Origin of the sequence: Paraburkholderia sp. EG286A, assembly GCF_040965375.1 — a bacterium.
Classification (GTDB): domain Bacteria; phylum Pseudomonadota; class Gammaproteobacteria; order Burkholderiales; family Burkholderiaceae; genus Paraburkholderia.
In genome coordinates, this window is the sequence record NZ_JBFRCB010000001.1 from 1,305,193 (window position 1) to 1,318,273 (window position 13,081).

The window sequence follows — 13,081 nt, forward strand, 5'->3', positions numbered from 1 at the left end:
CATCGCCTGTTGCCGAACCGATGATCGCTCTCCTCCTGCGCACGGCGCCGCGCCGTGTCGTTCTCATGCTCCTCGTCATGGCGAGCGTGGCCGCACCCGTTGCCGCGCACGCGCAAACACGCGGCGGCACGCTCAATTTCGTGGTGACGCCGGAGCCTACTGCGCTCGTGGATGTCGCCACAACGGCCGTGAATGTCCTCAAGGTCAGCCCGAAAGTGATTGAAGGCTTGCTCGACTACGACTTCGATCTGAAGCCCAAGCCGCTGCTCGCCACCTCATGGGAGATCGAGCACGGCGGCCGCCGCTATGTGTTTCATCTGCGGCGCGGCGTGAAATGGCACGACGGTGCGCCGTTTACTTCAGCCGACGTTGCATGGTCGATCGAGACGCTGCGACGGGTGCATCCGCGGGCGCGCACCACGTTCGCGAACGTGACCGCGATCGCTACGCCAGACCCCGATACGGTCGTGCTGACGCTCAGCGAGCCCACGCCGTGGCTGATACGCGCGTTCCCGGCTTCGGAAACGCCGATCCTGCCGAAGCACCTCTACGAGGGCAAGGACGTGCTCGCCAATCCGGCCAACAACGCGCCCATCGGCACCGGACCGTTTCGCTTCGTCAAGTGGGTACGCGGCAGCTACATCGAATATGCGCGCAATGACGACTACTGGAACGCCGGCAAGCCGTATCTGGACCGCATCATCGTGAAGATCATCGCCGACCCGGCCGCGCGCGCGGTGGCGTTCGAGGACGGCTCGGTCGATCTCGGCGGCGATACGCCCGTGCCGCTCGCCGACCTCGACCGCCTCAAAGCCAATCCGAAGCTCGGCATCGACACACGCGGCTACGAGTTTCAGGCGGGCGTGGCGCGCATCGAGTTCAATCTCGACAATCCAGTGCTCAAGACCTTGAAGGTGCGTCAGGCGATTGCCTCGGCAATCGATCGCGAAGTGATCCGCAGGGTCATCTACTACGGCTACGCGACGGCCACGGCGAGTCCGTTGATGCCGTCGAACCGCTACTACGACGCGGCGCCCGCGCCCTACCCGTTCGACATTGCGCGCGCCAACCGGCTGCTCGACGAGGCCGGTTATCCGCGCAAGGCGGACGGCATACGCTTTGCGCTCACGCTCGACCCGCTGCCCATCGGTGACCTGCCCGCGCGCACGGGCGAGTACATCAAGTCGGCGCTCGCCCGCGTGGGGATCGCGGTGACGATCCGCAATCAGGATCTCGCGGCCTATTTGAAGCGCGTTTATACCGACCGGCAATTCGATTTCACCGTAAATGGCATGAGCAATCTGTTCGATCCGGTGGTGGGCGTGGCGCGTTTGTACACGAGCGACAACTTCCGCGCCGGCGTGCCCTTCACCAACGGCTCGCACTACAGCAACCCGCAAATCGACGGCCTGTTTGCGCAAGCCGCGCGAGAAAGCGATGAAACGAAGCGCAAGCAGCAGTTCGCGCAGATCCAGCGCATTCTGGAGCACGATCTGCCCGACCTGAATCTCGTGTCGCCGCAGTGGGTGACGCTCGCCTCGAAGCGCGTGCACGACCACTCCATTTCACCCGACGGCTTGGCAGCGAGTTTCGCCGATGTCTGGCTGTCACGATGAGCGCGCTCGCGTCGCACTGTTTGAATGACTCAAGGAACCTACATGGAATACCGGCAACTGGGCCACAGCGGCCTGAAGATCTCCACGCTGACGCTCGGCACGATGATGTTCGGCGGACCAACCGACGACGCCGCGGCCGAACGCATCATCGGCGCCGCGCAGGAGCAAGGCGTGAATTCGATCGATACCGCCGACGTCTACCACCAGGGCGAATCGGAGCGCGTGGTGGGCCGGCATATCGCCCGCCAACGCGACCGCTGGGTGCTCGCCACGAAGTTTGGCAACCCCGTCGGCAATCCCGTTGGCAACCCGCGCGATATCAACGCGGCCGGTGCGGCGCGCAAGCACGTGATCCGCGCGGTCGAAGCGCGCCTCGCGCGGCTCGATACCGATTATCTGGACCTCGTGTATCTGCATCGCGAGGACCATCACACGCCAGTCGAGGAAACCGTGCGCGCGCTCGGCGATCTGATCACGGCCGGCAAGCTGCGGCACTACGGGCTCTCGAATCATCGCGCCTGGCGCATTGCCGAGTTCAGCCGCGTGGCCGATTTGCTGGGCGTGCCGCGGCCCGTTGCCAGCCAGCCGCTCTATAACCTTGCCAATCGCCAGGTCGAGGCAGAGCAGTTGAGCGCGGCGTGGCACTATGGGCTTGGCGTGATCTCGTACAGTCCGCTCGCGCGGGGCGTGCTGACCGGCAAATACGAGCCCGGTGCCCAGCCCGGCGCCGACACGCGCGCGGGGCGCCAGGACCGCCGCCTGAGCGAGACCGAATGGCGCACGGAAACGATCGAGCTTGCGCGGCGCGTGGAGGCACATGCCCAGGCGCGCAACCTCACCGCCGCGCAGTTCGCGTTGGCCTGGGTGCTCAATAGCCGCTATATCACTTCGGCAATCGCAGGGCCGCGCACCGAAGCGCAATGGCGCGACTATCTGCCTGCACTGCAGTATCGCCTCGATGAGGATGACGAAGTATTCGTCGATTCGCTGGTGGCAAGCGGCCATCCTTCGACACCGGGGTTCAACGACCCCGGCCACCCGTTCTTCGGACGCCTCGTGCGCCATGGCGCCACGCAAGACCCGCGTGCGCCGGGCGGCGAACGCTAACTAGCCAGGGAGTGCACCGTGAACGCATTCACTCCGGACGCCGCGCTCGCGCGCGACGAGGATCACGCCGCCGCGTTGATCGAGCGCGCGGCGCAGCTCGGCCGCGCGTTTGCCGCCCTGGCCGACGAGCATGATCGCAATGCCACTGCGCCGCTCGAGCAATTCCGCACGTTGCGCGAAGTGGGCCTGCTGCGCGCGAATATTGCCCGCAGCGACGGCGGCTTCGGCGCGGGGCTCGCGGTGGCGCGCGCGATCGTCGCCGAGATCGCCTATGGCGATCCGTCGGTCGCGCTCATTCTCTCGATGCACTACAGCCAGCACGCCATGATCGTGCACGACGCGCGCGAGAGCACGGGCAACTGGCCCGCGGCGCTCGCGCAGCGCCTCACGCGGGCGAGCGTGGAAGGCCGCGCGCTCGTCAACGCGGCCCAGGTCGAGCCGGGGCTCGGTTCGCCTTCGCACGGCGGCCTGCCGGATACGCTTGCGCGCCGCGAAGGCGCCTCGTGGCGTATCACGGGACACAAACTCTATGTGACGGGCGCACCCCTGCTCACGTGGATCAACGTGCTTGCACGCACCGACGAACCCGAGCCGCGTCTCGGCCATTTTCTCGTGCCCCGCGAGGCGGCGGGCGTGCGCATCGTGGAGACGTGGGACCCGCTCGGCATGCGGGCGAGCGCGAGCCATGATGTGGTATTCACGGACGTGGCGATTGCCGTCGACGATGTCGTCGGCTTGAGGCCCGCGCAACTCGGCGTGCAGCGCGATCCGCACGCCACGGCGTGGTACTTCAGTCTGGTCGGTACGGTCTACGACGGCGCGGCGCGGGCCGCGCGTGACTGGCTGCTTGCCTTCCTCGCCGAGCGCAAGCCTGCTGCGCTAGGCGGTGCGGCGCTCGCCACCGTTCCGATCGTGCAGGAAAGCGTGGGGCGCATCGAGATGCTGCTGGCGAGCAACGACTGGCTGCTGCGTACCCATGCCGACGCGATCGACGCAGGCACGGCGCCCGCCGAGTTGTCCGCCATCGTCAAGCACAACGTGGTGGATAACGCCATTCAGGCCGTGGATATCGCGCTCGAACTCGCGGGCAATCACGGGATTGCGCGGCACAATCCTCTCGAGCGCCATCACCGCAACGTGCAGTGCGCGCGCATTCACGCGCCGTCCAACAGCTTGCTGCGCACCATGGCGGCGCGCCGCGCGCTGGGCTTGTGAGGTGTGAGAAAGCCCCGGCGCCCAGGAGCGGCCGGGGCTGATGAAAAAGTCGTCGCACTAAACGATTCCCGGCGCTGCCGCTTCGAGCACGTTCACGCGCTTCGGAATCAGCTTGAGGTCGAAAAAGGTATTGGCGATCTGCTGCTGCTCGGCGAGGATGGCCTTCGTGATCGGCCCGGTGCCGAATTGCACGCGCCCGATCACCTCGCTGACCACGTCGTTCGGCAAGCCCCACACCTGCGCGAGCTGGGCGGCGAGCGCGGCCCGGTTGGCCTGCCCCCACTGATCGATCTGGCTCAATTCGTCGATGAGGATCTTGATGACATCCGGGTTTTGTTTCGCGTAGCTGAGCGACGAAAAATAGTAGGCGCGGTTGCCGACCACGCCGCTCGCATCGGCGAGAATGCGAGCGTCGAGGGTTTTCTGCGCGGCGGCGAGAAACGGATCCCAGATCACCCATGCGTCGATGGAGTTGCGCTCGAACGCCGCGCGCGCATCGGCGGGCGCGAGGAACACGACTTTCACGTCGCCATACTGAAGGTTGTGCGCCTGCAGCAGCTTGACGAGGAAATAGTGGACGTTGCTGCCGCGATTGAGCGCGATGGTCTTGCCCTTGAGATCCGCCACGCTGCGAACGGCCGAAGCGTGCGGCACGAGCACCGCTTCCGCTTGCGGCCGCGGCACCGTGGCCGCGACATAGGCGAGCGGCGCGCCGGCCGCCTGCGCGAAGATGGGGGGCGCCTCGCCCACGTCGCCAAAGTCGATCGAGCCTACGTTGAGGGCTTCGAGTTGCACCGGGCCTGCTTCGAACTCGGTCCATGTGACCGCGACACCGAGGGGAGCAAGCCGTTTCTCCAGCGTGCCGCGTCCTTTCAGCAGGCTCAGATAACCCTTCTGATTCCCTACGCGCAGCGTACGCGATGCACTGGCCGCGCGCGCGGGTAACGCGCCGAGCACCGGCAAGGCGGCGAGCGCGGCGGCTCCGGCTGAGATTCGAATGAAGTTGCGGCGTGTGTTCATGCGTGGCAGCCTCGGCAATCTATTAGAAAGAAGTCGATGGTATAAGCCGCGCGGCGGCGTGAAAACCATCAAATCCTGCGCTTCTAATTCCCGCCAAAGATAACCGCGCCGCTTCGTAATCCATGCGGCCAGCCGATATGTAAATCTCGATTTAATATTGGCCGCCCGCGAAAGCCGCAACCATAATCGGCCTTTTCAAAACACGAAGGCATTCATCATGCGATATCGATTAGTTATCCAGATATTATTTTCAACTATCGCGTTGTTCGCGCTGCCATCGCCGGCTGTCCACGCTGCCGACAACGCCGCGCACGTGTTGCGAGTCGGCTTTGTGCCCGGACCATACGCGGACGAATTTCGCGAAGGCGTCGAGCCGCAGCTCAAGCGCAAGGGCTACACCGTCCAGTACGTGAACTTCAGCACCGGGCTCGAGGCGAATCAGGCTGTGTGGCACGGCGAAATCGCCGCCGACGTGATGCAGCACAGCGTCTATCTGAAGGCATACAACGACCGCAACGGCACCGACCTCGTCGGCGTCGTGCAAGTGCCCACGCCGCCCATGGGCCTCTACTCGACCCGCCATCACTCGCTCTCCGAGGTGAAGGCTGGCGCGACGGTCGCCGTGCCGAACGACCCCGTCAACCTCGAACGCGCGCTCAAGATTCTTCAGGCGATTGGCTGGATCCACATTCGCGAGAATCCCAATCCCGTGGATGTTTCGGAGCGTGACGTGGTCGCCAATCCCGCCGGCATTCGCATCGTCCCGCTCGAAACCGCACAGGCGCCGCGTGCACTCGAAGATGTCGATTTCGCGGCCATCCAGGGCAACTTCGCCATTTCCAGCGGGCACCGTCTGACCGAAGCACTGGCACTCGAACACATGCACTCGCCTTACGTGAATCAGGTGGTCGTCAAATCGGCAAACCGTAATTCGCAGGAAACCGCCGATATCGTCGCGGCCTATCGTTCGGACGAATTCCGTGCGGCGATCCTGCGCAACCCGACCTACCAGGGCTATCGACTGCCCGATTACTTTCCGCATTAACTCGTTCGATGTTTCCGATGCCTTAGCCTCGACCACGGCTTGAACACGCCCACAACCATGAAAAAAACACTTCTCGCGCTCACTACCATCGCACTGTCGCCCGTCGCCGCCTATGCCCAAAGCAGCGTCACGCTCTACGGGATCGTCACGGGCAACGTGACCTACACGAACAACGTGCAGACGGCGGCAACGCCTGCCGGTGGCAAGCCCACCGGCGGCGGCCAGGTCGCCCAGTTCGACAGTGGCACCTCGGGCCCGAGTTCGAGCCGCTGGGGGCTGAAAGGCACCGAGGATCTGGGCGGCAGCGTGAAGACGCTGTTCGTGCTCGAAAGCGGCTTCAGCGTCAGCAACGGCACCCTCGGCCAGGGCGGCACCCTGTTCGGCCGTCAGGCGTGGATCGGGGTCACCGCACCCAACTACGGCACCGCATCGCTCGGGCGCCAGTCCGACGCCGCGGTGGATTATGTCTCGCCGCTGCTCTATGCCTGGTACTTCGGCAACCTCGCGATCCATCCGGCCGACTATGACAACCTGAATTTCACGCACCGCATCAACAACGCGATCAAGTACAGTTCGGACTCCTTTGGGGGATTCCGGTTCGGCGCGCTCTACAGCCTGGGCGGGATAGCCGGCAACTTCACGCAGAACCAGTACTGGTCCGCGGGCTTCAGCTACACCGGGCCGAGCGTTGCGGTCGCAGCGTCGATCATCAACGCGCGCAATCCGAACACTTCGCTCTATGGCACCAATGCGAATGCGAGCGCGACCGGAAACAATCTCGGCTCCGCCGGGTCCGCCACGACGCCGGCATCGAACCCGTCGATCTCGGGATTCGCGTCCGCCCGCACGCAGCAGACGGTCGCCGTGGCCTCGACCTGGACGATCGGCTCGGCCATCCTGGGCCTCGCCTGGTCCAACACGCAATACCGCGATCTCGGCGCCACCGCCGCGCTGAACACGCAGAACTATCACGGCACGGCCTCGTTCAATACGCTGGGGGCGAGCGTGCGCTACCAGGTCACGCCGTTCCTGCGCGTCGGCACCTCGTTCGATTACACGAACGGCGGCAACCTGAACGGAACGGGCGGCGCGCGCTACGAGCAGTGGAATCTGGGCACCGGCTACTCGCTCTCGAAAGCCACCGAACTGTATGCAACGGCTGCGTACCAGCATGCAAGCGGGGTCGACTCGTGGGGCCGCCAGGCGGTCGCGGACATCGGCTATCTCTCGCCCTCGACGACGTCGAATCAGGTTGCGGTGTCGGCCGGTATCAAACACCTGTTCTAACCCGCATTTCGGGCCGCCGCCGGATCAATTCGACCGGGGCGGGCCATCGTCCAGCCAGTTGGACAAAGAGGCGTTCCTTTGGACGCGCAGGCGCATCCGCCCTACGATGCGTGTCGCCACGCTCACTCCGGAATGCCCGCCATGTCCTCAACGTCCGCTTATCTCCCGCACGATCTCGATAACGCGCTGCTCGTCGGCCGTGTCTGGCGGCCCACCCCGGAGGGCGACGGACCCTGCGTCGTCGTCGTGCGCGGCGGCATGGTCTTCGATATTTCGGAGGTGGCGCCCACCACGGCCGACTTGTTCGAATACGACGATCTGCTCGATGTCGTGCGGCATACGCCCGGCGAGCCGCTCGGCACGGCCGAGGCGCTGCTCGAACACAGCTTCGCGGGCGATCGCCCCGCGGATCGCCCCTGGCTGCTCGCGCCGTGTGACCTGCAAGCGATCAAGGCCTGCGGCGTGACGTTCGCCGTCAGCCTTCTGGAACGCGTGATCGAAGAACAGGCCGGCGGCGATCCCGCCAAAGCGCAGGACGTGCGCACCGAAATCACGAAGCTGATCGGCGCCGATCTTTCGAAAATCAAGCCGGGTTCCGACGCCGCGATCAAACTGAAGGAAGAACTTCAGCGCCGTGGCGCGTGGTCGCAATACATGGAAGTCGGCATCGGTCCGGACGCCGAGGTGTTCTCGAAGTCCCAGCCGATGTCCTCGGTGGGCTTCGGCGCCGATATCGGCCTGCATCCCGCCTCGGCGTGGAATAACCCCGAGCCCGAGGTCGTGCTCGCGGTCAACAGCCGCGGCGAAGTGGTCGGGGCGACGCTCGGCAACGACGTCAATCTGCGCGATATCGAAGGCCGCTCGGCCCTGCTGCTCGGCAAATGCAAGGACAACAACGGCTCGTGCGCGATCGGTCCGTTCATTCGTCTATTCGATGAAGGCTTCACGCTCGATACGGTTCGCGCCACCAGCGTCTCGCTGCGCGTGGAAGGCACCGACGACGGCTTCCTGCTCGAGGGCGTGAGCCATATGCAGGAAATCAGCCGCGATCCGCTCGATCTCGTTTCGCAGGCATGGGGCCGCCACCATCAGTACCCGGACGGTTTCATGCTGTTCCTCGGCACGATGTTCTCGCCGATCAAGGACCGCGACGCGCCCGGCGGCGGCTTCACGCATCACCTCGGCGACCGCGTCACGATCAGCGCGCCGCCGCTTGGCGCCATCGTCAACACCGTGCGCCTTTGCACCGAAATCGAACCGTGGACCTTCGGCGTGCGCGCCCTTTATACCAATCTCGCCGAGCGCGGTCTTTTTTAATCTGGAGTGAATTCGTAATGCAGACAGAAAACAACGCGCCGTTCGCGCGAATCGACGAAGCCGCCGCGCTCGCACATGAAGCCCAGGCCCTTTATGGCGCGGCTTCGCGTGCCGTGCGCAGCGCCCTCTTGCGCGGCCTCGCCGACGCGCTCGAGCGCGACGCCGCCCAGCTCGTCGCCATCGCCGACGAAGAAACCTCGCTTGGCGCCGCACGCTTGAACGGCGAACTCGCGCGCACCGCGTTTCAGTTGCGCGGCTTTGCCGAGCGTGTGGAAGCGGGCATCGCCAATCGCCACGTCGACGACGCGGCCGTGCCCGGCGCGCCGCCCGCGGGCCGTCCGCACCTCACACGCGTGCAACTGCCGCTTGGGCCGGTTGCGATGTTCTCGGCGAGCAATTTCCCGTTCGCGTTCTCGGTGCTCGGCGGCGATACGGCCTCGGCACTCGCTGCGGGTTGCACGGTGATCGTCAAGCCGCACTCGGGCCATCCCGAACTGTCGCGCCGCGTGCATGCGCTCGCCGCGCGTGTGCTGCGCGAACAGGGCCTGCCCGAAGGCGTGATCGCGTTCGTCGATCAGGCGTCGCGCGAAGCGGCCGTGCATCTCGTCGGTCACGCCGATGTCGCGGCGGTGGCGTTCACGGGTTCGTATCAGGGCGGCGTGGCCCTGTGGCGCGCGGCCAATGCGCGTCGCCGGCCGATACCGTTTTACGGCGAACTCGGCTCAATCAATCCGCTCGTCGTGCTGCCGCAAGCGCTCGCGGAAGGCGTCGATACGCCTGCCGCCACGCTCGCCGCCTCGATCACGATGGGCTGCGGCCAGTTCTGCACGAGCCCCGGGTTGATCGTCGTGCGCGACGACGAAAACGGCGAGCGCTTCGCAGAGGCGCTGGCGCAGGCGTTGTCCGCGCAAAAGCCGCATGCCATGCTCACGGCCGCCATGCGCCACGGTTTTGAAAACGCCGCCGCGCATATCGCGAGCCAGGCGGGCGTGCGCGTGCGTCTGGCCGCACCGGCGCACGACGAGGAAGCCGCCGCGCCCGCGCCGCGTCTGTTCGAAACCGACGCGCAGACGTTCGTGGCCAACGCGGCGCTGCACGAAGAGATGTTCGGGCCGGCCGCGCTGATCGTGAAGGTGCGTGACGAGGCGCAGACGCTCGACGTGCTCGCCGCGGTGGAAGGTTCACTCACGGTGACGCTGTGGGGCGCGCAGGCCGATACGCCGGAAAATCGCGCACTCGCAACGGCCGCACAACGTATCGCGGGTCGCGTGCTGTTTGGCAGCGTGCCGACGGGCGTTGCCGTGTGCGATGCGCAGCAGCACGGCGGCCCGTGGCCCGCTTCGACGCAGCCGCAAACCACCTCGGTCGGTTATGCCGCGATCGAGCGTTTCCTGCGCCCCGTTGCGTTGCAGGATGCGCCGCAGTGGGCGATTGACGCGACGAGCGGAACGGCATCGGCATAAGGCAAGGCGCGACGCGCACGATTGAAGCAGCCAAAAAAAGCGGAGACCGGATAATGAATCCGGTCTCCGCTTTTCACTTTCAGCATCGAGTCACTCGTTGCCCGCGACATGCCTGGGAACGGCGAGCACGGCAAGCGCCGCGGCGAGGCCCGCGCCCGCAAATACGTAGAAATTCCACGGCAGCGGCGCACTCGCTTGTACCAGCGCGCCGCCGATCAACGGCCCGGCGATGGCGCCGAAGCGCCCGATGCCTAGCGCCCAGCCAATGCCCGTCGCCCGGTTGCGGGGCGGATAGTAGCGCGTGATATAGGCGCCAAGCAGCATCGTGTTGCCGATCGTGCCCACCCCGGCAATGCCTACGAGCACATAGGTTTGCAGCGTGCCATGGGCGAACGGCAGCGCACACAGGCTGGCTGCGGCGAGCAGATAGAGCACGCTGACCACGCATTTCGAGCCGAGGCGGTCGGCCACCGCGCCGCCAAGCAACGAGCCCAAAGCCGCGGTCGAATTGAGCATCACCAGCAATGCGAGGCTCGATCCGAGCGGGAAGCCGGCTTTGCGCATCAGTTGCGGCAGCCAGGTGCTCAGGCCGTAGAGCAAAAGCAAGCCCATGAACATCGCGATCCAGAACGCCAGGGTGGCGCGCACGTTGGACGCGTCGAATAGCGCGCGAATCGGTGCGGCTTTCCCGGCATCTGCAGCGTGCACGGCCCTCGCTCCCGCTTCGTGCTCGAGCGCCGAATGTCGAATGCCGAGCGCTTGCGCGACGCTGCGTGCCTCTGCGATGCGGTTTCGCGCCAACAGGAACTCGAGCGACTCCGGCAAATGGCGCGCCGTGAGCGCCACGAGGATGAGCGGCGCGGCGCCCACGCCGAACAGCAACCGCCAGCCGTGCGTGGGCAACCAGTTCATCGCGAGTAGCGCGACCAGAATGCCGCCCAGCGAATATCCCGTGTAAATCAAGGCATAGTTGAAAGAACGGCGCCCGGGCGGCGAGTATTCGACGGTGAGTGCCGCGGCCGTCGGCACGACGCCGCCAAGCCCGAGTCCACCCACGATCCGCGCGACGACGAACCAGGCTGGCGTCGGCGCGAGCGCGGCGGCCGCCATCATTGCGGAAAAGAGCGCCGCGCTGCCGAGCAGCATGCGGCGCCGGCCGATCATGTCGCTGAGCGTGCCCGCGCCCATTGCGCCGATCATCATGCCCGCCAGCGAGCAGCTTGCGATCGCGCCCAGCTGCAGCGCCGACAAGGACCAGTCGGTGCCATGCGTGAGCATGGGCAACACCGCCCCGTAAATGGCGACGTCATAGCCTTCGGCAAGGATCATCGCGAGGCAGATCGCGACGACTCGCACCGTCACGCGAGTGGGTATCGCAACGGTCGCGGTATCGAGGCGATGACCCGCTTCGCTTTGCGCGCGATCCAGCGTGACTTCGGCGTGGCTCGATGACGACGTATTCATGGCGGCGTGTCCCCTTCTTTTTTTGTGTGAATCCGGCGATCAAACCGCCATGCACAGGTACTTGATGACGAGATAGTCATCGATGCCGTAGTGCGACCCCTCCCTGCCCAGACCCGATTGCTTCACGCCGCCAAACGGCGCGACTTCGTTCGAGATCAAGCCGGTATTGATGCCCACCATGCCGTATTCGAGCTGCTCGGCGACGCGCCAGATGCGGCCGATATCGCGGCTATAGAAGTAGGCGGCGAGTCCGAACTCCGTGTCGTTGGCGAGCTTCACCACTTCTTCGTCGCTCGAGAAGCGGAACAGCGGCGCGAGCGGGCCGAACGTCTCTTCTCTCGCCACATCCATTTGCGCGGTGACGCCGGTCAGCACCGTGGGCTCGAAAAAGCCATGGCCGAGCGCGTGACGCTTGCCGCCCGTGGCGAGCGTCGCGCCTTTGCCGACCGCATCGGCGATATGCGCTTCGACCTTTTTGACCGCCGCTTCGTTGATGAGCGGCCCCAGCGTGACGCCGCCCTCCGTGCCGTGCCCGACCTTCAGCCCCTTCACGGCGGTAGCCAGCTTCGCGGCGAACGCGTCGTAAACCCGCTCATGCACATAGAAGCGATTCGTGCAGACGCACGTTTGCCCGTTGTTGCGATACTTCGAGGCGATGGCGCCTGCCACCGCGGCATCGAGATCGGCGTCGTCGAACACGATGAACGGCGCGTTGCCGCCGAGTTCGAGCGTCACCTTTTTCACCGTTGGCGCGCTTTGCGCCATCAGCAATCGCCCCACCCCCGTCGAACCGGTAAAAGAGAGCTTGCGAACCACCGGACTGCTGGTCATCGCGCCGCCAATCGCCTTGGGGTCGCCCGTGACGATGTTGAGCACGCCCTTGGGCACGCCGGCGCGCTCCGCCAGCACCGCGAGTGCGAGTGCGGAAAACGGCGTGGCTTCCGCAGGCTTCACGACGATCGGGCAGCCTGCCGCGAGCGCCGGGCCCACCTTGCGGGTAATCATGGCCGTGGGGAAATTCCACGGCGTGATGGCGGCGCATACGCCGATCGGCTCCTTGATGACCACGAGCCGCTTGTCCGAAGCAGGCGTCGAGAGCGTGTCGCCCGCCACGCGCTTGCCTTCCTCGGCGAACCATTCGATGAACGACGCGCCATAAGCGATCTCGCCTTTCGCTTCCGCGAGCGGCTTGCCCTGCTCCGCGGTCAGGATCAGCGCGAGATCGTCGGCGTGCTCGATCGTCAGGTCGTACCAGCGCCGCATGACCGCCGCCCGCTCCTTGGCCGTGCGCGCCCGCCATGCGGGCCACGCGGCATTGGCCGCCTCGATGGCCCGCGTCGTTTCGGCTTCTCCCATCAAAGGCACGCTGCCGAGGGCAGCGCCCGTCGCCGGGTCGAACACGTCGAAGCTCGCGCCCGAGTCGGCGGGGCACCATTGCCCATCGATATAAGCTTGATGGCGCAACAGCGCCGCGTCCTTCAACAGGGTCTTCAATTCCACGTGATTTTCCTTCGATGCAAGAACAAAGTTGGTGGCGCGCTCCAGAG

Annotated in this window: 10 protein-coding genes; 7 read left to right on the forward strand and 3 right to left on the reverse strand. The window is 65.6% G+C overall.

Annotated features, from left to right (window positions below; all coding sequences use genetic code 11):
* Nucleotides 1-20 precede the first annotated feature (20 nt).
* The 3 genes from AB4Y35_RS05810 to AB4Y35_RS05820 are packed head-to-tail and all read left to right on the forward strand — an operon-like array spanning nt 21 to nt 3,938.
* The gene (locus AB4Y35_RS05810) at nt 21-1,616 is read left to right on the forward strand and encodes an ABC transporter substrate-binding protein (RefSeq protein ID WP_368703681.1); all 1,596 of its coding nucleotides are present in this window, start codon (nt 21-23) and stop codon (nt 1,614-1,616) included.
* Nucleotides 1,617-1,658: 42 nt separating this feature from the next.
* On the forward strand, nt 1,659-2,723 hold the full coding sequence (locus tag AB4Y35_RS05815) for an aldo/keto reductase (RefSeq protein WP_368703866.1): 1,065 nt from the start codon (nt 1,659-1,661) through the stop codon (nt 2,721-2,723).
* Nucleotides 2,724-2,741: 18 nt separating this feature from the next.
* On the forward strand, nt 2,742-3,938 hold the full coding sequence (locus tag AB4Y35_RS05820; RefSeq protein WP_368703682.1) for an acyl-CoA dehydrogenase family protein: 1,197 nt from the start codon (nt 2,742-2,744) through the stop codon (nt 3,936-3,938).
* Nucleotides 3,939-3,995: 57 nt separating this feature from the next.
* Here the strand turns inward: AB4Y35_RS05820 and AB4Y35_RS05825 are convergent, their stop codons facing one another.
* The gene (locus AB4Y35_RS05825; protein WP_368703683.1) at nt 3,996-4,958 is read right to left on the reverse strand and encodes a sulfonate ABC transporter substrate-binding protein; all 963 of its coding nucleotides are present in this window, start codon (nt 4,956-4,958) and stop codon (nt 3,996-3,998) included.
* A 217-nt stretch (nt 4,959-5,175) separates the two neighbouring features.
* Between AB4Y35_RS05825 and AB4Y35_RS05830 the strand changes: the two genes are divergently transcribed.
* The 4 genes from AB4Y35_RS05830 (at nt 5,176) to AB4Y35_RS05845 (ending at nt 10,070) form a co-directional block, all read left to right on the forward strand.
* Nucleotides 5,176-6,003: a MetQ/NlpA family ABC transporter substrate-binding protein gene (locus AB4Y35_RS05830; protein ID WP_368703684.1), complete on the forward strand. Its 828-nt coding sequence runs from the start codon at nt 5,176-5,178 to the stop codon at nt 6,001-6,003.
* A 57-nt stretch (nt 6,004-6,060) separates the two neighbouring features.
* Nucleotides 6,061-7,290 (forward strand): porin, encoded by a 1,230-nt coding sequence (locus AB4Y35_RS05835; RefSeq protein ID WP_368703685.1) that lies wholly within the window; start codon nt 6,061-6,063, stop codon nt 7,288-7,290.
* 141 nt (nt 7,291-7,431) lie between these two features.
* The gene (locus tag AB4Y35_RS05840) at nt 7,432-8,607 is read left to right on the forward strand and encodes a fumarylacetoacetate hydrolase family protein (RefSeq protein ID WP_368703686.1); all 1,176 of its coding nucleotides are present in this window, start codon (nt 7,432-7,434) and stop codon (nt 8,605-8,607) included.
* A gap of 17 nt (nt 8,608-8,624) precedes the next feature.
* A complete protein-coding gene (locus AB4Y35_RS05845; protein ID WP_368703687.1) occupies nt 8,625-10,070 on the forward strand; it encodes an aldehyde dehydrogenase (NADP(+)) in 1,446 nt (481 codons plus the stop codon).
* A 90-nt stretch (nt 10,071-10,160) separates the two neighbouring features.
* Here the strand turns inward: AB4Y35_RS05845 and AB4Y35_RS05850 are convergent, their stop codons facing one another.
* Both AB4Y35_RS05850 and AB4Y35_RS05855 read right to left on the reverse strand, forming a co-directional pair.
* Complete coding sequence (locus AB4Y35_RS05850; RefSeq protein ID WP_368703688.1) at nt 10,161-11,534, reverse strand: MFS transporter; 1,374 nt, start codon at nt 11,532-11,534, stop codon at nt 10,161-10,163.
* 39 nt (nt 11,535-11,573) lie between these two features.
* Nucleotides 11,574-13,034 carry an NAD-dependent succinate-semialdehyde dehydrogenase gene (locus AB4Y35_RS05855; RefSeq protein WP_368703689.1) on the reverse strand — a complete coding sequence of 487 codons (1,461 nt, stop codon included), beginning with the start codon at nt 13,032-13,034 and terminating at the stop codon, nt 11,574-11,576.
* Nucleotides 13,035-13,081: the final 47 nt, after the last annotated feature.